The sequence below is a fragment of the Paradesertivirga mongoliensis genome (assembly GCF_024436395.1).
In the GTDB taxonomy this organism is placed as follows: Bacteria; Bacteroidota; Bacteroidia; order Sphingobacteriales; family Sphingobacteriaceae; genus Paradesertivirga; species Paradesertivirga mongoliensis.
Genome location: NZ_JAFMZO010000002.1, coordinates 485,876 through 508,857, shown reverse-complemented (window position 1 = coordinate 508,857; position 22,982 = coordinate 485,876). Strand labels below are relative to the sequence as shown.

29 protein-coding genes are annotated in these 22,982 nt (G+C 42.7%); 18 read left to right on the top strand and 11 right to left on the bottom strand.

Annotation, left to right across the window (positions count from 1 at the left end):
• Positions 1–160 precede the first annotated feature (160 nt).
• The 4 genes from J3P43_RS08315 (at position 161) to J3P43_RS08300 (ending at position 4,733) form a co-directional block, all read left to right on the top strand.
• Positions 161–676, top strand: coding sequence for a DUF4402 domain-containing protein (locus J3P43_RS08315; protein ID WP_255901134.1), 516 nt, complete (start codon positions 161–163; stop codon positions 674–676).
• A gap of 59 nt (positions 677–735) precedes the next feature.
• Entirely contained in the window at positions 736–1,590 is an 855-nt protein-coding gene (locus tag J3P43_RS08310) for a fimbrial biogenesis chaperone (RefSeq protein ID WP_255901132.1), read from the top strand.
• A 44-nt stretch (positions 1,591–1,634) separates the two neighbouring features.
• Positions 1,635–2,138 (top strand): DUF4402 domain-containing protein, encoded by a 504-nt coding sequence (locus tag J3P43_RS08305; RefSeq protein ID WP_255901130.1) that lies wholly within the window; start codon positions 1,635–1,637, stop codon positions 2,136–2,138.
• 66 nt (positions 2,139–2,204) lie between these two features.
• Positions 2,205–4,733, top strand: a complete 2,529-nt coding sequence (locus J3P43_RS08300; RefSeq protein ID WP_255901129.1) for a hypothetical protein — start codon at positions 2,205–2,207, stop codon at positions 4,731–4,733.
• Between the two features lies 1 nt (position 4,734).
• Here the strand turns inward: J3P43_RS08300 and J3P43_RS08295 are convergent, their stop codons facing one another.
• Positions 4,735–5,535: a potassium channel family protein gene (locus J3P43_RS08295; protein ID WP_255901128.1), complete on the bottom strand. Its 801-nt coding sequence runs from the start codon at positions 5,533–5,535 to the stop codon at positions 4,735–4,737.
• A gap of 121 nt (positions 5,536–5,656) precedes the next feature.
• Between J3P43_RS08295 and J3P43_RS08290 the strand changes: the two genes are divergently transcribed.
• Complete coding sequence (locus J3P43_RS08290; RefSeq protein ID WP_255901126.1) at positions 5,657–6,001, top strand: four-helix bundle copper-binding protein; 345 nt, start codon at positions 5,657–5,659, stop codon at positions 5,999–6,001.
• Positions 6,002–6,050: 49 nt separating this feature from the next.
• On the opposite strand, the gene J3P43_RS08285 is transcribed toward J3P43_RS08290, so the two are convergent.
• Positions 6,051–6,854, bottom strand: coding sequence for a glucose 1-dehydrogenase (locus tag J3P43_RS08285; RefSeq protein ID WP_255901125.1), 804 nt, complete (start codon positions 6,852–6,854; stop codon positions 6,051–6,053).
• A 163-nt stretch (positions 6,855–7,017) separates the two neighbouring features.
• Here J3P43_RS08285 and J3P43_RS08280 point away from each other — a divergent pair, with 163 nt between their 5' ends.
• The 4 genes from J3P43_RS08280 to J3P43_RS08265 all read left to right on the top strand — a co-directional run bounded on the left by J3P43_RS08280 (position 7,018) and on the right by J3P43_RS08265 (position 11,072).
• Complete coding sequence (locus J3P43_RS08280) at positions 7,018–7,593, top strand: hypothetical protein (RefSeq protein WP_255901123.1); 576 nt, start codon at positions 7,018–7,020, stop codon at positions 7,591–7,593.
• A gap of 10 nt (positions 7,594–7,603) precedes the next feature.
• The gene (locus J3P43_RS08275) at positions 7,604–9,763 is read left to right on the top strand and encodes a cation:proton antiporter (protein ID WP_255901121.1); all 2,160 of its coding nucleotides are present in this window, start codon (positions 7,604–7,606) and stop codon (positions 9,761–9,763) included.
• A gap of 311 nt (positions 9,764–10,074) precedes the next feature.
• Complete coding sequence (locus J3P43_RS08270; protein WP_255901120.1) at positions 10,075–10,404, top strand: phosphoribosylpyrophosphate synthetase; 330 nt, start codon at positions 10,075–10,077, stop codon at positions 10,402–10,404.
• A gap of 119 nt (positions 10,405–10,523) precedes the next feature.
• Positions 10,524–11,072 (top strand): DUF488 domain-containing protein, encoded by a 549-nt coding sequence (locus J3P43_RS08265; protein WP_255901119.1) that lies wholly within the window; start codon positions 10,524–10,526, stop codon positions 11,070–11,072.
• A gap of 162 nt (positions 11,073–11,234) precedes the next feature.
• On the opposite strand, the gene J3P43_RS08260 is transcribed toward J3P43_RS08265, so the two are convergent.
• Positions 11,235–11,480, bottom strand: coding sequence for a hypothetical protein (locus J3P43_RS08260; RefSeq protein ID WP_255901118.1), 246 nt, complete (start codon positions 11,478–11,480; stop codon positions 11,235–11,237).
• Between the two features lie 336 nt (positions 11,481–11,816).
• On the opposite strand from J3P43_RS08260, the gene J3P43_RS08255 reads away from it, so the two are divergent.
• The 5 genes from J3P43_RS08255 to J3P43_RS08235 all read left to right on the top strand — a co-directional run bounded on the left by J3P43_RS08255 (position 11,817) and on the right by J3P43_RS08235 (position 14,879).
• Positions 11,817–13,217: a glutamate synthase-related protein gene (locus J3P43_RS08255; RefSeq protein WP_255901117.1), complete on the top strand. Its 1,401-nt coding sequence runs from the start codon at positions 11,817–11,819 to the stop codon at positions 13,215–13,217.
• Between the two features lie 71 nt (positions 13,218–13,288).
• Entirely contained in the window at positions 13,289–13,681 is a 393-nt protein-coding gene (locus tag J3P43_RS08250; RefSeq protein WP_255901115.1) for a GreA/GreB family elongation factor, read from the top strand.
• 10 nt (positions 13,682–13,691) lie between these two features.
• Positions 13,692–13,883 carry a hypothetical protein gene (locus tag J3P43_RS08245; protein WP_255901114.1) on the top strand — a complete coding sequence of 64 codons (192 nt, stop codon included), beginning with the start codon at positions 13,692–13,694 and terminating at the stop codon, positions 13,881–13,883.
• A gap of 36 nt (positions 13,884–13,919) precedes the next feature.
• Positions 13,920–14,399 carry a hypothetical protein gene (locus J3P43_RS08240; RefSeq protein WP_255901113.1) on the top strand — a complete coding sequence of 160 codons (480 nt, stop codon included), beginning with the start codon at positions 13,920–13,922 and terminating at the stop codon, positions 14,397–14,399.
• A gap of 69 nt (positions 14,400–14,468) precedes the next feature.
• A complete protein-coding gene (locus J3P43_RS08235) occupies positions 14,469–14,879 on the top strand; it encodes a GreA/GreB family elongation factor (protein WP_255901110.1) in 411 nt (136 codons plus the stop codon).
• A gap of 64 nt (positions 14,880–14,943) precedes the next feature.
• Here the strand turns inward: J3P43_RS08235 and J3P43_RS08230 are convergent, their stop codons facing one another.
• Positions 14,944–15,276: a hypothetical protein gene (locus J3P43_RS08230; RefSeq protein ID WP_255901108.1), complete on the bottom strand. Its 333-nt coding sequence runs from the start codon at positions 15,274–15,276 to the stop codon at positions 14,944–14,946.
• 151 nt (positions 15,277–15,427) lie between these two features.
• On the opposite strand from J3P43_RS08230, the gene J3P43_RS08225 reads away from it, so the two are divergent.
• A complete protein-coding gene (locus J3P43_RS08225) occupies positions 15,428–15,997 on the top strand; it encodes a uracil-DNA glycosylase family protein (protein ID WP_255901107.1) in 570 nt (189 codons plus the stop codon).
• 13 nt (positions 15,998–16,010) lie between these two features.
• On the opposite strand, the gene J3P43_RS08220 is transcribed toward J3P43_RS08225, so the two are convergent.
• The 3 genes from J3P43_RS08220 to J3P43_RS08210 form a co-directional block, all read right to left on the bottom strand.
• Positions 16,011–17,591 carry an FAD-dependent oxidoreductase gene (locus J3P43_RS08220; RefSeq protein WP_255901105.1) on the bottom strand — a complete coding sequence of 527 codons (1,581 nt, stop codon included), beginning with the start codon at positions 17,589–17,591 and terminating at the stop codon, positions 16,011–16,013.
• A 246-nt stretch (positions 17,592–17,837) separates the two neighbouring features.
• Complete coding sequence (locus J3P43_RS08215; RefSeq protein ID WP_255901103.1) at positions 17,838–18,251, bottom strand: DUF6691 family protein; 414 nt, start codon at positions 18,249–18,251, stop codon at positions 17,838–17,840.
• A 3-nt stretch (positions 18,252–18,254) separates the two neighbouring features.
• Positions 18,255–18,812 (bottom strand): YeeE/YedE family protein, encoded by a 558-nt coding sequence (locus tag J3P43_RS08210; RefSeq protein WP_255901102.1) that lies wholly within the window; start codon positions 18,810–18,812, stop codon positions 18,255–18,257.
• A 247-nt stretch (positions 18,813–19,059) separates the two neighbouring features.
• On the opposite strand from J3P43_RS08210, the gene J3P43_RS08205 reads away from it, so the two are divergent.
• The gene (locus J3P43_RS08205; RefSeq protein WP_255901100.1) at positions 19,060–19,269 is read left to right on the top strand and encodes a hypothetical protein; all 210 of its coding nucleotides are present in this window, start codon (positions 19,060–19,062) and stop codon (positions 19,267–19,269) included.
• Between the two features lie 42 nt (positions 19,270–19,311).
• Entirely contained in the window at positions 19,312–19,737 is a 426-nt protein-coding gene (locus J3P43_RS08200; RefSeq protein ID WP_255901097.1) for a response regulator, read from the top strand.
• Between the two features lie 47 nt (positions 19,738–19,784).
• On the opposite strand, the gene J3P43_RS08195 is transcribed toward J3P43_RS08200, so the two are convergent.
• From J3P43_RS08195 to J3P43_RS08185, 3 genes are all read right to left on the bottom strand, one after another.
• The gene (locus J3P43_RS08195) at positions 19,785–20,030 is read right to left on the bottom strand and encodes a hypothetical protein (protein ID WP_255901096.1); all 246 of its coding nucleotides are present in this window, start codon (positions 20,028–20,030) and stop codon (positions 19,785–19,787) included.
• 10 nt (positions 20,031–20,040) lie between these two features.
• A complete protein-coding gene (locus J3P43_RS08190; protein WP_255901094.1) occupies positions 20,041–20,781 on the bottom strand; it encodes a PRC-barrel domain-containing protein in 741 nt (246 codons plus the stop codon).
• A 90-nt stretch (positions 20,782–20,871) separates the two neighbouring features.
• The gene (locus tag J3P43_RS08185; protein ID WP_255901092.1) at positions 20,872–21,711 is read right to left on the bottom strand and encodes a universal stress protein; all 840 of its coding nucleotides are present in this window, start codon (positions 21,709–21,711) and stop codon (positions 20,872–20,874) included.
• Between the two features lie 451 nt (positions 21,712–22,162).
• On the opposite strand from J3P43_RS08185, the gene J3P43_RS08180 reads away from it, so the two are divergent.
• Positions 22,163–22,342, top strand: a complete 180-nt coding sequence (locus J3P43_RS08180) for a BF3379 family histone-like protein (protein ID WP_255901090.1) — start codon at positions 22,163–22,165, stop codon at positions 22,340–22,342.
• Positions 22,343–22,440: 98 nt separating this feature from the next.
• Here the strand turns inward: J3P43_RS08180 and J3P43_RS08175 are convergent, their stop codons facing one another.
• Positions 22,441–22,974, bottom strand: coding sequence for a pyridoxamine 5'-phosphate oxidase family protein (locus tag J3P43_RS08175; RefSeq protein WP_255901088.1), 534 nt, complete (start codon positions 22,972–22,974; stop codon positions 22,441–22,443).
• Between the last annotated feature and the right edge of the window lie 8 nt (positions 22,975–22,982).

Genomic DNA, 22,982 nt, shown 5'->3' with positions numbered 1-22,982 from the left:
GTTGCCCGGTGCGCAAACTTGGTCTGATGTTCTGCTCGGAGGATATCTCCATCTCGATTTCTTGAGGTATTGTGATTGTTGGGAATTTATTCTACATATTTCTACATTTTGTGAAACATTTGCCCGTTCCTGGCGTAAAGGGGGGAAATTAAAAAACAACATGAAAAATTTTACAAAATTATTTGCCCTTGCAATTGTGATGATCGGGCTTTCATCTACAACATCATTTGCACAAGACGATGCGACCGCAAACGCTTCTGCCACTATTATCACTCCAATTACTATCACGAAAAACGTTGATATGAATTTTGGAAACGTAGCAGTACAGGCTTCAACTGGCGGTACAGCAGTATTGGCAACCGATAATAGCCGTGCGAGAACTTCTGGAGTAACTTTGCCAGCATTTTCAACCGGTTCTCCTACAGCAGCGTCTTTTACTGTAGAAGGAGAAGAAGATTATACTTACGCTATTACTCTTCCAACTACGGTAACCATTGTAAATGGTCTTAACGAGATGGATGTTGATACTTTTACAAGCGATCCAGATGCAACCGGAGTTTTAACCCTGGGTACACAAACCTTGAAGGTTGGCGCTACTCTTCATGTTGCTGCCGGACAAGCTCCTGGAACTTATACCAACACTACAGATTTGACTGTAACTGTTAACTATAACTAAGAAATCTAAAACAATGAAAAGCGCTGCTAATGGTGGCGCTTTTTTTATATTCAAATACCATGTTAAACGCTCTCTCTTTAACCTCTACCCTTTACCGCAGGCTCTCTGCAGTATTGTTTATCATGGGCCTTTCTTCGGTCCTGATGGCTCAAGGCAACCTGCTTATTACACCTAAGCGTGTTGTGTTTGATAACTCCAAACGCTCGCAGGTGATCAATCTTGCAAATATCGGGAAAGACACCGCACGGTATGCCATATCCTTTATTCAAATAAGGATGAAAGATGACGGTACTTTTGAGGAGATAAAGGAACCGGACGCCGGACAAAACTTCTCGGATAAACATCTGCGTATATTTCCAAGGACCGTTACTCTGGCACCAAACGAGGCGCAAGTTGTCAAGGTTCAGGTATCGCAGTACGATAAGTTGACGTCCGGGGAATACAGATCACACCTTTACTTCAGAGCCATTTCAAATGAAGCGCCGCTTGGGGAAAAATCTGCACAAACAGACAGTTCGAAACTTTCTGTAAAGTTAACACCCGTATTCGGCATAAGCATCCCAATGATCATTCGTTCCGGGCCTTCTAACGCGAAAGTGAATATTTCACACATCAAACTGGAAAGTACTCCCGAGTCGTTGAAAATTCTTACCGCCAGATTTAACAGAAGTGGTAATATGTCAGTTTACGGAGACTTTAGTGTACAACACATCTCAAACACTGGAAAAATTACACCGGTTGGGATGGTAAGGGGATTATCGGTCTATACACCAAACCAAGCCCGTGAAGTAAAAATCAAGCTCGACAATAAAGCGGGGATAGATTATACATCCGGAAAACTACTTTTATCCTATACAAATTCAGTCGACGGAAAGTCTGAAAAACTGGCCAGTTCAGAATTGGTTCTGAATTAATTATTCCCCAAGGTAATACGATATTGTCGGAAGATAAGTGCGTTATGATGTATTTACAACAAAAATACGATTGTGATTTTTGGGTTAAGGTGATTTTAAGTACGTTTCTACTGGCGTTTTTAAGCTTTCCTGCAAAGTCGCAAATGACCGTCTATCCGGTCCAGGATTTTAATTTCGGGACCTTTTACCAGGGAAGTTCGGGCGGATCGGTTGAAATAACTCCTTCAGGTTCACGATCAGCCTCGGGCGATATTGTTCTCATGAATATGGGCGTTTCCTATTCGCAGGCGATTTTTGAAATAGAGGCTCCAAGCGGAACTCTGGTCTCGGTTTCAATGAGCCCTGATGTGACTTTGTCTGGAAGCAATGGCGGCTCAATTACCCTTAAATTAGGAAGTCTCGAGCCTGAGTTTCCCTTGATTACGGCAGTTTCGCCTCCCGGTCGTACTCAGGTAAAAATAGGAGGTGCTCTCATTGTCGGAAATCGCAACGACAGTCCCGCTGGAAATTATACAGGTTCGTTTTCTATTACTTTTCATCAGGAATAGCCGGGGGAGCCCGCATTACTTATGCCTCGTTTAAGCCAATACTTTCATTTTTGCGAATCACGCGTGGTGTGCGTATTGTTCTTTGTTCTGTTTTCATTTATTAGCAGAGCGCAGCAGGAGCCCAGATATGAAGAGACGTCGATCCACCTCAACGTTGCAGGTTTGGGTGGCAGGGAAGTGGAAGCTTTGATACAGGATGAACAGGCTTTTCTGGCAGTAAGTGATGTTTTTGATTACCTGCGGATAAAAAATACCGCCTCGTCTGAGCTGGATTCTGTATCCGGTTTTTTTATTGAACAGAATATGCCGTATCTGATCGACAGGTTGCGTGGACGGATTGTTTTAAAAGATAAGATCTACCCATTAGAAACCGACGAGTTGATTCAAACGTCTATGGGTCTGTATCTTAAATCGACCGTTTTTGGCAAAGTCTTCGACCTTCATTGCAGTTTTGATTTTCGCGGCCTTTCGATGGCCATGAGTACTAAGCTCGACCTTCCCGTGATACGCGAGCGGCGTCAGGAATTAATGCGAAGCAATCTGAAGAAGTTTAAGAGCGAGGTGGTAGCAGATACAATCGTAAAGAGGGCGTTCTCACTCTTTAACTTCGGTGCGTTGGATTGGTCGGTGGCATCGCGGCAGCAAATAGCCGGCTTAAGCAATACTCAGGTAAACCTTCGTTTCGGGACAGTATTAGCCGGAGGTGAAACCAATTTCATGTTGGACTATAATTCCTCCCAGGATTTCAATATGCGTCAACAATCGTATTTATGGCGCCACGTTAACAACGAAAAAAAATATTTGAGGCAGGTACTGGCCGGGAAAATCCCTGCTCATTCTACCGCCTCTCTAATGGCTCCGGTGGTTGGCTTACAGTTTTCTAATTCGCCTACAACGTATCGCCGGTCCTTTGGTACGTATACCATCAGCGACTCTACCGAACCCGATTGGATTGTTGAGCTTTATGTAAACAATGTTTTACTTGATTATGTAAAGGCTGATGCTTCGGGTTTCTTCAGCTTTCAGGTACCCTTGGTCTATGGAAACTCGGTTGTCAAGCTCAGGTTTTTTGGTCCATGGGGCGAAGAGCGCAGCCGTGAGCAGACTATTAATGTGCCTTACAATTTTCTTCCGAAGAACGAATTTGAATACCGTGTAAGCGCAGGCTTGGTAGAAGACAATCGGCACAGCAGGTTTTCGCGAGCCGATGTAAAATTTGGCGTTACCCAGGGGCTCACGATGGGAGCAGGCCTTGAATATTTATCTTCGGTAAATAATGGTAACATTATGCCTTTTTTGAACGCATCTTTTAAAGTCATGCCGAATATCCTGCTTTCGAGCGACTATACTCATGGAGTAAGGTTGCGAAATGTATTAACTTATCGCTTACCCTCCAATCTGCTGGTTGAATTAAATTACGCCCGCTATCAAAAGGGGCAAACGGTAATTAATCAGAATTTTAACGAAGAGCGTAAAATCATGATAGCGAAGCCTTTCAGGGCTAAAGGCTTTTCCGGCTTTTCAAGGCTTACTTTTAACCAGATTGTTTATCCAACTACGCAACACACGTTAACCGACCTGTTACTGTCGGCGATGGTTAAAAATGTAAGTCTGAACCTGACCACCTATGCTTTGGCAAGCGATGCGGATTTTGTAAATATGTATAGCACAATGGTGGTTGCGTTACGCCTTCCTTCGCGACTTACGTTACGGCCACAATTGCAATACGGATATACGCGGAGCAAGATAAATGAGCTGAAGTTAGAGGTCGAGAAGCAAGTTTTTGGACGCGGGTTCCTGAATCTAACTTACGATAGAAACTTTAATTACAATACTCAGGGTTTTGGATTAGGATTGCGTTTGGATCTTTCGTTTGCCCGTACTTCATTTTTTGCCAGGCAGGTAAATAACAGGGCGACTTTCACACAGTCGGTAAGGGGAGGTGCATTTTACGACGGAAAGACGAACTACTGGAGTGCAAACAACCGGGTTAATAACGGCAGAGCAGGGATTGTGGTATATCCCTATCTTGATATTAACGGAAACAATAAGAGGGACAAAAATGAGCCCAAAATGAACGGTCTGAAATTAAAGGTTAATGGAGGCCGTATACAAACCGACCTTCGCGACACTACTATCAGAATAGTTGACCTGGAAGCATACAGGAATTATCTCATTGAATTGAATCCAAACAGCTTCGATAATATAGCCTGGCAATTAAAAGACACAACCTACAGTGTGGTTACCGAAGCAAATAAAATGAAACTTATAGAAATTCCGGTAAAAGTTTTGGGGGAAGTTTCCGGAATGGTATACTTAAACGATGCCGGGTTAACCGGGCAGGGACGTGTAATTATTAATATCTATCGGGATGGTACTACTCTTGCCGGCCGCACATTAAGCGAGAGCGACGGATATTTCAGCTTCCTTGGACTGCCGCCCGGCAAGTATACTGCTTCGGTGGACAAAGCGCAGATGGACAGGCTAAAAATGACTGCCCTGCCTGCCAGTGTCTCCTTTAGTATCAAAAGCATGTCCGAAGGCGATGTGGCCGATAATCTGGAGTTCAGGCTGCAGAGCGATAAGGGAAATTGATTCAATTTCCGGCATTATCCGACTTGTTTTTCGGATCAATCAGAATTTGAGGGAGTAAATTACGCAGCTCTTTTATCTCAGATTTAATTTCTTCGAGGTCTTTGGATGAGACTCGGGCAATATCATTTTCCATCGCGTCTTTACCTACAAAGAACGAAGCCAGCGTGGCCGTAATATAACCGAATACGGCAAAACCATACAAAGAAAGTAAGGTGCAGAGAATCCGCCCTTCGGCAGTCTGCGGCCAGAAATCTGTTCCCACTGTCATGATGAGCATGGTGGTCCACCAAAGCGAGACTGCATATGAACTTAGGCCGCCGTTATCTTTTTCAAACGCATACATTCCGGCGGCACCGGCAAATATCACGGCTAATGTAAGAGCCATTACATAAGCGAATCCTCTGCGTTGCATGGTTGCGTTCAGACTCTTCATGCTTCGGTTCAAACTGGCAATGACCTTTATAAGCCGCGTTCCCCTGAATATCCGGAGTAAGCGAATAAAACGAAATATCCGGAACAGTCGCAGGGCAGGTATTACCAGTGATATGGCTGTGAGGACGTTCTTTTTAATGAAAAGAAGCTTGCGGGGCGCTAGAATTAGTTTGAGGGCAAAATCCAGGATGAAAACTATCCATATTGCCGTGCTGATCAATTCGGGGACAGGGTGTACACCATATATCAATTCTATGATCAGTAAAACCAGCCAAACGAATCCGAGAAAAATCATTGGTCCTTCCAGTACCTTCTCTAACCAGATTAGTTGCCTGTTGCGTTTCAATGCTGGGTTGCCTGTTTGTTTCATTTTTTAATATCTGATATAACCGTTTTGACCCTTAACGGTTCAAGTCTTCCACGGGGTAGTAATTGTTATTTATTAAAACAATACATCTTCTGCTCTCTTGTTTTAACATAAACTGATAGTTATGGAAAACCAAAGTAACCAGCAGCTCATCCAAAAATTATTAAACTGCGCCCTGACATGCGAACGTTGTGCCGCTTCATGCTTACAAGAGGAAGATGTGGCCATGATGGCAAAATGCATAAGTCTGGATCGGGATTGTTCTGATATCTGTTTCCAGGCAGCCCGGCTTTTACAAAGGGATTCGGTAATTGCAAGGCAATACCTGTTGTTGTGCGAAGAGATTTGCCGTCTGTGCGCCGAAGAGTGCAGCAAACACCACGAAGAGCATTGCATTCAATGTGCCCAGGCATGCAGAGAGTGCGCAGATGCCTGCCATGCCAATCATCAACCCATTGATCAGGATTGAGACTACGTAACATCCGGGTTAAAAGTATCGGAAACGTTTTCGGATACTTTTAACCATTTTCCAGAAATCCTGGGTATAGTGTCATACCGCCATCCACATAAATAGTGGTGCCGGTGATATAATCGCTTTCCGCGGATGCCAGCCAAATGGCTACTTTACCAATGTCATCCGGCTGACCTATACGCCTGTACGGAATCAATTTTAGTAGCTCTTTTTTCTTTTCTTCGTCTTTCCAAACCTCATCATTTATATCTGTTGCAATTGCCCCGGGCGAAATACTGTTCACCCTGATTTTCTTTGGCGCAACTTCCAGTGCAAGCGATTTCATCAGCATCAGTATTCCGCCTTTTGATGATGCATAGTTGGCATGCCCAGCCCAGGGAATAATGTCGTGTACTGAGCTGATAAAAATGATATTTCCGGCGGCGTTGCCCTCGCGTTTGCTTCGCTGAGTTGCTTCAAAGTGTTTAATGGCTTCTCTTGCACATAGAAAGTGACCCGTTAAGTTGGTACTGATCACTTTGTTCCATTGCTCAATGGTCATGCTCGAAAACGAACTGTCTTTTTGTATGCCTGCATTGTTTATCAAGACATCGAGGCTCCCAAATTCGTTTATGGTTTGTGCAAACATGGAGATAACATCGTCTTCTTTACTCACATCTGCTTTGCAGACAAACCCATGCCCGCCAGCTTCCCTTATCATGTCGAGGGTGTGATTAGCCCCTTCTTCATCGCTGTAATAGTTTACCACTACATTCGCTTTTTTTCGGCCAAAGGCCGTTGCTATTCCCTGCCCGATGCCCGAGCTGGCGCCCGTTACCAGAACTGTTTGGGTGATTTCTTGTGCTGTCATAATAGTTTTTACATAACCATAGGGGCTTAATTTTTGTTCTTTTATTATCGTCGTTTCTTGGGATTACCCATTTTTTTAAACAAATTAGCAGGGCAGGTGTTTAACTAATAGTTACAAATTGATCCGGTTTGAGTGCCGGACATATTCAACTCCCATATAAAGCATGAGATTTTTCCCCTTTAAATTTTTAGTTATAATAACGGTATTAATTGCTTGCCATGCATGCAGACCCGACGATAAGGAACTTAAATCGCGAGAAAAGATGGTTGAGCAGAAAGAACAAGAGTTGAGCGAACGTGAAAGTCAGCTTAAGCTAAGGGAGCAGGAACTGCTGATAAGGGAAGGGGTGATTGATAGTTTAAACGGCCAGTCGGATACCACCGGCACCTATGAGCCGTTGCTGGCCGGTAACTGGACGGTAACTATGGAATGTATCGAAACAAGTTGCGAAGGCTCAGCCATAGGCGATAAAAAAACCGAGCACTGGCGAATTTCGTATCGAAACAAAAGAGTTATCGCGCAGGCGTTCGATAACAACAAAATTATAAGAACCTATAGCGGATTATTTAAGGACAACACATTGAGCCTCATCGCCCTGAAAACTCCTGATCCGGAAACGCATATAAATGTGGTGCTCATTCCTCATCCCGACAAAGCCAATTTAATGGAAGGTCAACGGGTAATTAATCAGGGTGGGAAGTGCAGAATTGTGTACCAGCTTAAAGCAGAAAAAATATAATCTCCGGAATATGCTCATACTCTCTGCTTTAGATTTTTCTTTACCCTTAAAGAACCCTGTGATCATATTTTCGCTGGTTCTTTTTATTATTCTGTTCGCTCCGATTATTTTCAACCGGATCAAGATTCCGCATATCATTGGCCTTATTATTTCAGGAATTGTGATCGGGCCGTATGGGTTTAATCTTCTGCTCAGAGACAGTAGCATTGTATTGTTTGGTACGGTTGGTCTTCTGTATATCATGTTCACCGCGGGCCTTGAAATCGACATCGAAGAATTTAAAAAAACGCGGTTGAAAAGCTTTGTGTTCGGGTTATATACCTTCATTTTTCCGATGTTATTGGGAACGGGAGCGGCTTTCTATATCCTCAATTTCGATCTTTTTCCTTCCATTTTGCTGGGCAGTATGCTGTCTACTCATACTTTACTGGCCTATCCGATAGTAAGTAAATATGGTATTGCCCGGACCAGAGCGGTAACTCTGACGATAGGGGGAACCATCGTGACAGATATCTTGTCTCTTTTGGTGCTGGCTACCATAACCGGCCTTACCCGGGGAGATATCGGCCCTTCATTTTGGATCAGGTTGTTTATCGGCTGTCTTATCTTCGGTAGTATTATATTTCTGTTGTTTCCTGTTATTGCCAGGTGGTTTTTTAAACGGTTCGATGATAATATTTCCCAGTACATTTTTGTGCTGGCAATGGTATTTCTTGGGTCCTTTTTAGCTGAAGTGGCTGGTTTAGAGGCGATCATCGGGGCTTTTCTGTCCGGCCTTGCTCTAAATAGGTTTATTCCGCATCTTTCGCCTTTAATGAATCGTATCGATTTTGTAGGCAATGCTTTTTTTATCCCATTTTTCCTGATAAGTGTAGGAATGCTGGTCGATGTAAGTGTTCTGTTTCAGGGGATGGGTGCCATCAGTGTTGCAGCTGTGATGATTGTGGTAGCTGTTTTGTCAAAGTATCTGGCCGCTGTGTTTACTCAGAAAACCTTTAAATTATCCGCCGACGAACGCAAACTGATTTTTGGTTTAAGTGCCTCGAGGGTGGGAGCTACGCTGGCAATTGTATTAGTGGGATATAATATTATCATTGCCGAAAGTGCTTCAGGCGAACCCATCAGACTGTTTAATGAGGATGTTCTGAACGGCGCCATTCTAATGATTTTAGTTACCTGCACTTTGAGCTCGTTTGCTGTTGAAAGAGCTTCGCAGGTTCTGGCTTTAAAAGAAGATCAGCAAAAAACCGCCGGCAGCGACTCTGACGAGAAGATTCTCATTTCTCTAGCCTATCCTGAAACGGTGTCTGAGCTGGTCGACTTAGGTTTAATGCTCAAGCCGCGGCATAGTGAGATTCCTGTTTACGCCTTGCATGTAACCGATGATGATAAATCGAACGGAGAATCGCCCGCCACAGGAAGAAAGATAATGGAACAGGCTGTAAAGCACGCAGCAGCCACAGAAAGCGTTCTTTTTCCCATCAGCAGATTTGATGTAAATATCAGTAATGGGATAATCTATACTATCAAAGAGCATAATATTACTGATATACTTATCGGCTTGCATCAGAATTCCCGGCAACAGGATTTTTTTGGTGTTACTGCAGAAACCATCCTGAAAAGAATACCCGATACTATTTATATATACAAGCCCGTCCAGCCTTTCAATACGCTGAAACGGTTGGTTGTTGCGGTACCGCCAAACGCGGAATTAGAGCCGGGATTTTTGCACTGGTTCGATAAGTTAATGACTGTAGCGAAGGAGGCGGGGATGCCCTTGGTGTTTTACGCTAATGATAAGACCTCGAAACAACTTGGTAACGCTACTCAGAATCTTACTAACCCCGCGAAAATAGAACTGAAAGAATTTAGTAACTGGGATGACTTTTTAATTTTCACGAGCATACTCAAAAAGAATGATTTGCTGGTCATTGTTACTTCGCGTAAAGGCCATATCTCATTTGGTTCTCAGCTTGAGAAATTGCCATATTATTTAAGCAATTATTTTAAAGATAACAGCTTTATTATTCTGTATCCAAAGCAACTGGAACAAGGCGTGAATATGGATGACATTCAACAATCTGAACAGTCACTGTTAGATACAATATCCCCAACCGAGACTCTTGGGAAGGTAGGAGATTCAATAAAGAGGATTTTTAAAAGGACTTAAAGCAATCCCCGCTGCCATAAAGCAGCGGGAAAAGAAAGGCTAAAACACTGGTTAAATGTAAGGAGATAAGATTTAGCTGATGTTAGCTCAAGATTAAATTATTGCTCAACAAATGTTCAGGGGTAAATGTCACTACATGAGCGCCTTAACATCCCGCGAAAATTTGGCTTCTACTGGTCTTCTCGGGTAACAGTGCCTTTTTTAATTTCTGCGACGCTTGCTTGGTTCCTCAGGAAGGGTTGAACATATTGAAGGTTTGGTTGTTAAGGTAATAAACCCGAACTGGATCTTACCTAAAAACTGTTTTACATATGGAAGACGCAATGACTACTGTCAGCGAAGTGCTAAATAAGCTGAAGGAAGAAGGTTACACTGTCGACTTTAATCTAAACGAGAATTGCCTGGTTTCGACCGAGAACTCGCTGCAAATTCATCCCGAAGAGTTTGTGGTGGATAAGCATTACCGTTTTGAAGGGCAAACCGATCCGGGTGACGAAGCGATCGTTTATGCAATTTCCTCCACAAAACACAACGTTAAAGGGACTTTGGTAAACGGGTACGGAGTTTCCAGTGATGCAATGACTCATGAAATGGTTAATGCATTAACAGATAAAGAATCAGGGCAGGCTGAAAGCCTGTAACAAATGCAGGAAATCCTGGCTTAGATTGCATCTGGGCTGACAAAGGCTCGAATGCATTCAAAGCCTGCAAAACCATCTTTACTCAGAACCTGTCATTCTAAATCTAATACCTTTTTAATGTGAAAACGTTTGGTGGATCGCGGCTTACTTGTGCTGGCGACGAAAGATGCATTTGGACTATCGGACATTCTACCCGTAGCCAGGAAGAATTTGTGAACTCACTCAGGTCATTCGGTATACAGGCACTTGTAGATGTACGAAGGTTTCCGGGTTCGAGGAAATACCCGCAATTTAATGTTTCCGAACTCGGAAAATATCTGCCTGCGGCAGGCATCAACTACATAGTTAACACTGAACTGGGTGGCAGGAGAGAGCCTAAGCCTGATTCGAAAAATACGGTTTGGCGGCATAAAGCATTTAGGGGTTATGCCGATTACACAGAAAGCAGCGAGTTTGACGCGGCAGTAAAAGAATTAATCGATACAGCCCTGTTGCAATCAACTGCCTATATGTGTTCGGAAGCGGTGTGGTGGCGTTGTCATCGTGCCATAATATCCGACTATCTGAAGGAACGCGGGTGGAATGTAAAGCACATTATGAAGGAGGATGTTGCTGTAGATCATCCTTTTACTTCCGCATTTCTTGAGATGCATCCCGAATATCGGTAATATGTAACATTCGTAAAATAATTTGCTTATGAACTTTAAAAGTGGAGATTTGTAACAATGGGCGCACTCAACCATATACATCGACTTGCGGAAACCGGCTTTGCATCAAAAATGCATACTAAAGCTGGTTTGTATTGTGCCTCAAAATCTTTTTATTATTCTTTAGGGTATTCTTTTCTTAAAAGCAGCAAAGACTTTATTAATTAAGCCCCGGCCATACATGGCGAAGGGGCCAGTAATCAAACATTTTGTTTTATCACTGTCTTGATTTTTAAAGAAATGAACGCTATTAAAACTATTAAACATCCGTACCTTAAATACATTGAATGCTTTTTCAATAAGTTGAAAACCTCTTTCAAGGTTTATGAACAATTCGTAGCCTGCCATTCGAGGTTTGGCTTTTATCATCAAATAAGCAGCAAAGACTTTATTAATTAAGCCCCAGCCAGTTTTGGTTTTGGGGCCAGTTATCAAACATTAAGTTTTGTCACTGTCTTTAATTAATAAATGAAATGCATAATATCTTAAACACTAAATCAACTATCCTAACTGTCTGCCAATGCTTTTTCAAACAGTTACAGGTTTCTTTCAATAATTACTCCGCAGGTATAGCCTTACACCATCATTTTGGCTATTGTTTCCAAACAAGCAGTAAGGACTTCATCAAGTAAGCCCCAGCCATTTTTTTGGTTTGGGGCCAGTCAGGAAACTACCCGGTTTTTTACTGTCTTAATGCGTTTTGTTATGAAAAAAATTCGATTCCGGTCTCTGGTTGAGTCAGGCTTTATAGTTCTTTTTAGTGTAAATATTGGAGTTGTCCTTGCAGGGCTGATCAGCAATGTTCTGTGGTTTACATTAATTGCTTTGATGTTGTCCGTCATGCAGCTTGTGTTGCATGATCTGTTCAACAGGAAGAATTCCATATTGAGGTATTACCCCTTTGCTGCTAAGTTGAAACATGTTTTTGGGAAGATAACGCCAAAAAGCCTGTTTGCCGACCACTTGCCGGAACACTTGGTAGACGCCCGGCAACACCAGCTTATCATGAACCGTGCTAAGAATATCCCGACAGAACTTGTGCGGAATACCTTATCACATTCTTCGGGTCCTGATTTTGAATGTTTACGACACCTCTATAACACGCAGCCAATTGAGCATAAAGTTACCGATCTGAGAACCGTAATCGGCACTGCGCAGTGTAGTCAGCCTTACAATCTTAGCATTCTGAACGTGGGCGCACTAAATCAAAGCGTATTGAAGAACAGCTCAATCCTCGCTTTATCAGAAGGAGCTAATATTCGGGGATGTGCTGTAAATACCGGAAGGGCAGGCATAAGTACCTACCTGATTAGAGGCGGTGGTGATTTGATATGGCAGATCGCTCACGAAGATTACGCTTTTCGGAACAGTGATGGTTCGTTTAACGAAAAACTTTATCAGGTTACCGCCAGCCGCCCATATATAAAGATGGTTGAGGTGATACTCCCGCGGCATGAAGTGTCGATTATGAAACGGCTGGTTGGCGACAGGATGATCCACTTTTTGGATCGGCTTAGAACTCTGTCAAATGGGAAACCCATCGGGATAAGGGTGTTTAGTCCGAGTAAAGAAGTGGTAATCAGCCTTTGCAAGTCGATGTTTTCTGCGAAAATTCATCTTGATTTCATCACGGTCGACAGCACGGTATCCGTCAGCGGTTTTGATTCTGCCAGTGTGAGTAACGCCACCACATCGGCTTACCTGGAATCCTTATCGTTTTTGCGGAAAACCCTCGATAATTACGGTTTACCCACAAAAATCATCGCTTCAGGAAATATTATATCGGAGTATGATATTTTAAGATCGGTTGCACTTGGTGCAAATGCCTGTTATTGTACCACTCCGATGGTTTTGGCGCTCGACTCAAATTCGAAGTTCAGGTTTAAAGATCCGGCGGCGCAGCGGGTTCGCGTTGCAAACTTTCATCGAAACACTTTAGAAGCTACTATTAAGCTTATGGAACTGTGCGCATACCAAAGCCTTGACGAAGTGAAGGCCAGCGACTTTTATCGGAAGATCAATGTCTTCGAAATTAAGAGTTTAAAGGAAATCTATTTTGACGAACAGCCGATTAAAGGGCCGCAATTATTTTCTGGACTGAGCTAGCAGGCCGACCGTTGGGCTAGGAATAAATAACAAAAGCTTTAAATAAAATATAACACTTAAAATCTAATAAAATGAAAATAGAAAAATTAATGTTGATACAAAGGGAGCTAGATTTCTTAACGAAACATCTAAAGGCGTCGAACCTGTCTGACTACAATAAACAAAGATTATTGCTCGAGCTGGAAACCGCAACGGTAGTGAAGGAGGATGAATTGCCGGCCGATGCCGTGAGTATTGACTCGGAAGTGGAGATTCGCGAGGTTGAGGGAGGGCAAAAATACACCTTTCAGATTGTAGTGCCTTCAGAAGCCAATTCACAACAAAAGAAGATCTCGGTATTTGCTCCCATAGCCATTGCAATTCTGGGTTACCGCGTAGGCTCAAAGGTACAGTGGGAAATGCCCAACGGGATGAAAACTTTTGAGATTCTGAAGGTAAGGCAAAATCTGAAAAGTATGATCTAAACCGGCAATTATGGATTGGAAACAGGCAGAAGAAATGCTGGTCGAAATGTCTCTGACTTTCAACCGTGATAATATCCGGAAAATCACCTATAACACAGAGATTTTCCCGCTCTCTTTTAGATTTTATACAGGTGAGCGAACGGATGAGTTATACGACAGTATACAAAGTGTTTATAATCAATTGATTTTTAAAATGTCCTGAGGCTGACAACAATAGCCGGAATATGAGGGAGGGTTTATGGATACCATAATATTAGTAGTAATAAGCGTTTCGGGAACCTTGGTGCTGGGTGTGTTTTTGAAAAATCTGGTTGCTAAGATTAACCGGAGGCGGAAGTTAGAAATGAGGCTTCGCGAGCTTACACGTCTGATTAATTTGCAGCCCTTTAGAAAAGATTTTTTCTCTGACAAACTGCTCGTTTTAGACAAGGTTAACAGAAAGCTGATATACCTGGACTATTTTAATTCGAAATACAACGACATGATAGATCTGTCAGACTTAAAAGAGTGCAGACTGTTAATCCGTGGTATGGCTGTGCGTTTGGAACTCAGATTTAATAATCCATACCGGGATGCTGTTTATCTCAACTTCTATCAAAAGTTTGTTAATGCGGAGTATTTGCGAAGCCAACTAAGCGCTAAAGCAAGGTTATGGAACGAGGTGCTCAGCTCAGCCATTATTGAGAGCAGAGAATTTGAATATGGAATCACCGGTTAATTATTTTGAACATGCCCGGGCTCTGCCCGAAGGTTTAAAAAATATAACCCTTAATATTTAATAGGAAATATGAAAAGGCAACAATTAATCCTGACGAAAGAAGATTTCGCATTTTTGATGGAATGCTATTTTTCCCGGCATCTCTCGGAGTTCAATAAAGCCAAATTGTCTCAGGAGTTACGGAAAGCAAAGATTGTAAAAAAGGAGTTCTTACCAACAAATGTGATCTGTACAAACTCTAAGGTTCTTGTTTCCAATATCGACAAGGGACAAACTTTTAATGTGCATATTATCGGTTCAGAAGCGAAAGGACGGAACAATAACGATATTCCGATCACCGATCCGCTTGCAATAGCCCTGCTTGGTTATGCCAGCGGGGTAGTGGTAGAGTGGGAGATGGGCGACGGCGTAAACCGTTTTGAGGTGATTTCTGTATATCAGGAAGATAACGATGCGTTTCCGACACTTTCCATTGCTTAGTTACAAGACCTTCAAATTGTACGTGTCCCGATTAGATTTGGGCTGTTGCTTTTGAAGGTCTTTTTTATAACTCGTCTTTTTCATACCCGCCCATACATTCCATACAAGCATTAGCATACGAGTCGTACTCTTCATAAGAAGCTCCCGGTTTTCCGTATAACGTGATGATTCGGTCTATTCTAATTCTTTCTCCCTTGTCGAGATATACAAACACGCCCTCATTTGGCAGCTCTTTCATCTCCCGGATTTTTCCTTCTTTAGAACATACGCCTTCTTCGTCGCAGAAGTAAAAAATCTTACCCTGGGTGCCTTTTTTCATTTCCTCTTCAATAACTTCGCGGCAATCCCATGGAACTGCTAAGTAGGATGCAGAGATTGATTTTTTCTTGATATTCATGATCCTGGTGTTTTGAACTGAAGCTTTACCTCCTGTTATTTCCTCCAAAAGCCAGGCCAGGTTTTGCAGCCAGACGACCTAAGTTAAAGTTTTTAGCAAACAATCTGCATGCAGTATCGGCGTTAGTTTGAAAAGGGATAGATTTATAATAATGCAAACTCTGGTAGAAAGAATTTTAAGATGTGATTCATGTAAAGGGTTTTTACCGGACGTGCCCAGGCCAGTTGTTCAATTAAGCGCTGCTTCTAAAGTACTTATCATTGGGCAGGCGCCTGGCCGGAGGGTGCACGAATCAGGTATTCCATGGAATGATGCAAGCGGCAAAACCTTGCGGAAATGGCTCGGCGTTGATGAAGATACATTTTATAATCCTCAACTTTTCTCAATCATGCCCATGGGTTTTTGCTATCCCGGAAAAGGCCCCTCAGGCGATTTGCCCCCACGGGCAGAATGTGCGCCGCTTTGGCATTCGGAGGTTTTTTCTCATTTCGGGCAAGAGCCGCTGATTTTACTTATCGGACAATACGCCCAGCGATATTATCTGAAGAAAGAGTTTAAGGGAAACATCACTGATACTATTAAGAGTTATCAGGAATATCTCCCTAGTTTTTTCCCTTTGCCGCATCCATCGCCCAGAAACCAAAATTGGGTTAAGATTAATCCTTGGTTTTTAGAAGAAGTAGTTCCGGTACTAAGGGAGAAAATACAAATGTTTTCCTAAGCGAATCAGTTCTTTATTCTTTTATTTCAGCTTTGGAAAGATCACTGCTGGCAGGACCGTTGATCACTTCTCCCTTACAGGTGAACCGTGAGCCATGGCACGGGCAGTCGAACGATTTTTCCTCCGCATTCCATTGTACCACACAGCCCAGGTGCGGACAAATGGCCGAATAGGAGTGAAGCGTGCCCTCATCGTCCCGGTAAACAGCAATTTTTTTAAGATTTTTGGTCAGGATAGCGCCCTGACCGCGCCCAATTTCAGCTGCAGAATCAACATCACCTCCAGACACAAGGTCGGCATATTGAGCGGTCATGTTTCCGGCTTCTTTCAAATAATCACCGGTTACCTTTAGGCTTATCCGTGAAGGGTCGTACAGTTTGGCCCAGGCATTTTCCTTTCCGGTAATGAGGTCTTTCAATAACATCCCGGCTATGGTTCCGTGGGTCATTCCGTTTCCGGAGTCGCCTGTTACGATATAGACGTTTTTATCACCGGGATTTTTACCAATGTAGGCCATCGAGTCAAGAGGCTCCATCACTTGCCCCGACCATTTATAAACAAGCTCGGTTGCCGCCGGAAAGTTTTGCTTAACCCATTCTATCAGAACCGTATACCGGTCTTCTTCAGAAATTCCTTCGTCATCCGCCTGGCCGGTTTTATGGTCCTCGCCTCCGCAAATAAGCAGATCATTTTGTTCATCCATCTCTTGTAAACGGATGTATTTATAAGGCTTAGATACCCACTTCGAGTCCTGGTCACCGGTGTCCCACCATAGTCGGTGTTCGACGCTGTTTTTTGGAACTTTAACGCCAATAACATAGGTGCGGTAAGGCCATTGTTTGGTATGCATCGTCACCAGATCATTAATTGGGGTGTTTGTCGCCACCACGATTGTATCGGCCTTAACGGTAAATCCATTCGCTTTAAGCTCTCCTTCTTTAATGTTTGTGACGTGGGTTTCGGTGTATATTTCGCCGCCCATTTTAACAATAGCATCGGTCAGGCCTTTGATATATTTTAAGATATGGAACTGTGCCTGGTTAGGGTAATGCAGGCAGGGAACATCATCCGCGGCCAGGCCGGGAGTTTGATCGAGCAAAATAGTTTTTACGCCGGCTTTATTGGTGGCTTCATGTTCTTTTTGTAAGGTTTCATGTTTGTCTGAGGGGTGAAGAAAGAGATAGCCGTCAAGGCGTTTAAAATCGCATTCAATACCCTCTTCCCGTGTTACACGCTCTATGAAGTTAATCGCCTCGGTATGACTTTCGGCAGCTAACCGGGCGCCTTCCTCGCCGTGATATTTTTCAATGTCGGTATAAAAGTCGTCGAGGGCGTTCACCAGGTGTGCCGTGGTCCGGCCGGTTTCGCCGCTTGCAATATAACCATCCTCAATCACTATCACCTTTTTGCCCGCTTTTAACAGGTTGTAGGCTACGGATAAACCTGAAATTCCTGCGCCCACCACAACCACTTCTTGTTCATAATCGTGATTAAGGGGGCTGAATTTGATCGGCTCAACAGAATTTAGCCAGAAGCTTAAGTTTTTTCCGGAAGTTATGGATGGATTTGCCTGGTTATTATCAGCGGTTTTCATAGGTGAATTGGTTTTTAAAGTGTTTGTCTCGGAATTCGTTCATCACGAATACATATTTGATAGTAATGATATAACTGTTTAAAAACTTTTTTGTTGGACTTGCTGAATCGTCATACGGGCGCCTTCCCCGGGATGCTATTCCCCGGGGGAAGAAAGATAGAGTCTATATGCCTGACGATTAAAATCAGGCGCATTTGTGTCTTTTCAGGCGATATGTCACAACGAACAGAAGTTCTGGTGATCCTGTTAGTGAGGAAGTTTTTTCTGGAATAAACCGTAAAGATAGGTTCCCAGTAAGGCACCAAGAATAACCACAAGCATGGCCAGATAACCATACCCAACATTAACAAACATCGGTCCCGGGCAAGCTCCCGTAAGCGCCCAGCCAAGGCCAAAGATCGAACCCCCAAACAGATATTTCTTCCAGCTCTTGTCTTTATCCCGGAAAACTATCGGGTTGCCCTCCGTGTCTCTGATGCCGAATTTCTTGATCAGATACACAGCAATAAGTCCAAGTCCTACCGCTGTTCCGATTATACCATACATGTGGAATGACTGGAAACGGAACATTTCCTGGATGCGATACCAGGAAATAGCTTCAGATTTCGCCATCACAATGCCGAAAAAAATACCCGCCAGTATAAATTTTAGTCCTTTCATAAATTAAAATATCAGGGGGAACAGAAAGTGTGTCATCAATAATCCCCCGGCGAAAAAGCCGATAACCGCTATTAGCGACGGGATTTGCAGATTGGATAAACCGCTGATGGCATGGCCCGAGGTGCAGCCGCCTGCGTAGCGGGTGCCAAAACCTATCAAAATTCCGCCAATCACCAGAAGCAGTATGCCCTTTAACGAGCCCAGTGCCTCTATGCCGAACAGCTGGGCGGGGTTTAATCCGCCGTCGAAGGAAACACCCAGACTTTGGATGTCGCGGATTGTCGCTGCCGAAAGCTGCAGGGGCTCATTGTTCTGAAGCCATGTTGACGCTATAAATCCTCCGATTACCGAGCCCAATAGAAAATACAAGTTCCACTTTTGGGTTCGCCAGTCGAAATTGAAGAATTCCACGTTCTTACCGGCTCCTAAAATGGTACAGACGGTCTTTAAATTTGAAGACAGGCCGAATGTCTTTCCGTATAGCAAGAGCAAGATCATTATGAAAGCTATAGCGATGCCCGAAATATACCACGGCCATGGCTGACTAATAAATTCAAGCATATTGTTTGTTTTTGTCAAGATATGAAAAAGCAGTTTCTTCAACTCTATTTTCTTGAAAATTCAGAATACTACCACCAAACATCCGGAACTACCAAGGCCTTCTGCCGAATTTAAGGAAATTTTAATCTGGCTTTTTAATATTGCGGATTAGTTAAGCATGCTGGTTTCTGTGATTAGTATGCTCTCGCAATAATGGATTTGTTCCATTTTATCAATTATTTAACAAGCGACTGGGATTTAAACGAATATGAATATAAATCAAACATTACTGGAAGGCACCAGACTGCGATATACGGGAAGCGCAATTGAGGATTTTGACCAGAACAACCCTTTTGTTGTTTTTCTTGGATATGACAGCGGCTCTTTCTGTGATTTATGGGTAAGCTATCAAAATAAAATAATGTGCGTTTGTGTTGCCGACGTGGAAAAGATAGAAGAAATAGAATTAACCAAATGAGCTTTCCGAGAGTCAGTTTTATCGATTTTATAAAGCCCTTAGATGAAGAAGAATAGTGTTTTACTTATAGAAGACGATGAACTGGATGTGATAAGTGTTCAGCGGTCGTTGAGTAAATTGGAATTTGAATGCGAGCTTTATACCGCCTTTAACGGTTTGGAGGGACTAAATATATTAAATGAAAAGCTGGCATCAAACGATCCCTTACCGGGGGTGATTATCCTGGATTTAAATTTGCCCAGGATGAATGGGATGGAGTTTTTGAGAGAGTTGCGGGCTGATAAAAGATTAAAAGATATCAAAGTGTTCATGATGACAACCTCCGGAGACGAGACCGACAGGAAGACTGCTGAAGGTTTGGGCGTTTCTGGCTACCTGATCAAGCCTCTTAACTTCAACAATAACGGTAAACGTAAAGATTCAATGGAAGGCTTTTTTCAATTCCATTTGAGAAAGATATTTATCTGATTTGAAACTTCGCGAAATTTAAATTAAGCTTGTCAGGACCAGGGATATTAAATATCCTGCCCGATTAGTTTCTCGTCGATGACCTCGCCCAAACCAATTATCTCTTCCGCAGTTAACAGCGACTCGGGCGTAGAACTGTATTCACCCGTTGCGTTGTTTTTATACAAGTACTCAAAATGACTTCCATTTAAATGAACTTCGAAAACTGAATACAGCTCGTCCTTTCCTTTTATATCCCGGCATACTTCAAACAACCTGGTGTCGTTTATGAATTGATGTTTGAACGGCTTCATAATGATTAATTTAATCGCTCGTTTTTAAGCTTTGTTCAAAGCCACGAACGGTAAGTTGCGTGTAGTCGTATTCCTTCGAGTGTCGTAACGACTCCAGCTTTTCATTAATAAATACTGATGAATCTTTCCATTCAATCTTCTCTATATTTTTCGTGCTTGTCAGGATTCGCTTACCTGGATGCCATTTACCTGTTTCAATAGCCATATAAGGAATGTTCCAGTTTTTATCAACTAAAAAGTCGTCCACCCGGCCAACTTTATCCTCAAAGCTAAAAATCTTGTAGCCAACTACTTCCTTAAAGCTTCGCAGGTGCGGGTCGCCGTTAGTAATAGTGCCGGGGCTCCCCCCATCCATTTTTTCTTCCGAAGGTATTGTTACAGAGGGTACTCCTCCAATCACTCCTATCGTAGTATAAGCTATACTGGGTTTGTCGTTATACGGCCAGGAGTAATGGCTATGCAGATCGTGTTCTTGCTGGCGCGATACCGGTTTGTCGGTGTCTACATCGGGGCTGTTCTTAACCTGCTCTTTACTAAGGTTAACAGGAAAGCTTTCCGCATCCCAGAAAGGTGTTTTCAGGGCCACCGGAGAGATAAGTACTTTCCGGCCAGATAACCAGCCCCCCGTTTCTACTATCAGGTAGCGTATTTCCCAGGTTTCGTCGTCAAAATAAAAGTTCTTTACCTTGCCCATTTCACCGTCGGTTGCTCCTATGGTGAACCCGATTAAGCTATAAATACTCCTCAACATAAAGCTATGGCCAGAATGTAATCTCTCTATAAAAGAATATCTTAAGTGAATTGTTTAGAAAATCAGACTTCCTTTAATGTATGATGTTAGCTAGGAGGACTTAACACTCAAAACAGGTATAGGTGAATTATTTATCACTCTTTCGGTGTAGTTATGAGTAAAAAGCGACTTGAAGCCGCTTTTTATAGTTGCGGATATAATAATGAGGTCAGAGTTTTTTTCCACAGCCCGTTTAACTACTTGTTTTGCTGCGTCATTGCTGCTATTAATTTCCGTTTCAATCTTGATTTTATCTTTCGAAAGCAAATGATCAACCCGCTTAATAAATTTTTCAGCAATGCTCATCTCCGAAAGGCTTTTCAATGCAGCAAATAGCGACACTTTTGCCTCGTTTCTTCTGATAATTGGTAAGGCCACCTCAAATTTTTGCATGGCTGTTTGAATTGGCCGTACGGGGTAGAAAATATTCTTAAAATACAGTGCCCATTTACCCGAGGGAATAGTCAACACAGGACATGAAACATGCTTCAATATTTTGTAGACGCTGTGTTCACTCAAGGCTAAACGGTGCGGATGTGAATTTTTTTGAAGTATGATCAGATCGCAATAAAAGTCTTTCGCCTTTGCTGCTAAGACCTCATGATAGATGCCCGTACCTGTGTGGAAAAAGCAGTTTATATGGTTTGTCTCCCGAATTTCCTGCGCCCGCTTTTCCAGCCTGATTGCCTCTTCAACCTCGGGTTTCAGCATATTTAATGATATGTAAAGTCCCCTGCGCGGATAATAGTTAAATATGCTCTCGGGCTCAATATGTACCAGATGTAAATGAGCACCATGCCTTCTACACATGGCGACAGCGGTATAAATAGCGCTGTCTGATGATTCAGAAAAATTAACTGGAACGAAGATGTTTTTTAACTGCCCTGTCATAGCTCTCCTTTATTGAAGCCTGCAGCTTCGGTTAATGGCCCGGAAAAAATGACCCAACATCCGGTGCTAAATAATAACCCCCGCGTTGACGTTTGCAGATGAGTACCTGAATGGCGAGACAAACGAGTATTTCGGGTTTACCTTGAACAAGACAAAGTATAAAATATTGTTTGGATAAACGACCTAAAGATGTAACATTTGGGTGAAGGAATGACTTGATACTGTAATTAGCGAGGCGGTCGTTCGGATTTATTTGGTCCGGGAATAGCCGGTATCCTTTATGCCTTTTTATGCCACTATTAGCTGAGAAGCCACTTAAAGCTGCTTTTTAATCTCATGAAATATTTCCATCTGATCAACAGAGTCTTCCTCCAGGCGCTTCTAAAAAATCCCTGCTGATATGTAATATTTCGAATGCTTTTTGCATCTTAGTGCTTATTACTAAAAAATCATGGACAACTACAACAAATTGAAAAGTCTCCTAACTTCTATTGAAGATGATGCTGACAAATTTTACAACAAAGGAGTAAACGCTGCCGGAACCCGCGTGCGTAAAGGATTACAAGACATTAAAACGCTCGCTTCCGACATGAGGAAGGAAGTGACCGAAATCAAAAACAAGGCAAAATAAATTGCTAAAAAGAGCCCGAAGCGGGCTCTTTTTGAAATGGATATGAGTTCACGAAGGCGGCAACTCTGTCTGATTCTACCTGCTGTTATTGTGTTGGGCTAAAACCTAAGCGTTTTATTCTCTCCCTCCATATACGGATTTCCGCCCATCGTATTTTTAACAAGGTTTATCACTTGCGTAATCAGCAGGTCTGGGGTATCCCAATATTCTGCTTCTTGCGGAATGATTTTCAAGAGGCATAGGTTGGGGTCTTCCTTCCCGTAAGGAAACCACATTTTAAACCGGTCGCTCCAAAGCTCTTCAATTTTAGAGGTATCGTTGCTTATTTCTGCTTTTCCATTTACGGCAATATATAAATCGTGCTGTGGATTGCTGTAGTTTAAAAGCACGTCGGGATTGGCCTGGATTTCTTTTAATTTTCTCGACTCTTTAGAGATGAACATCCAGATAATGCCATCATCTTTAAGTTCGAAAGTATACATGGGCCTGCTGTGCGATTTTCCTTGTTCGGTAATGGTGGTAAGCATGGCGATTTTAATGTTGGCTAATTTTGAGGCTAGTTCTCTCGCCTTTTTTATATGTTCAATTTCTTGCAATTGTTCTTGTACAGTAGCGCCGTGTAGTGTTTCCATGTTTAATA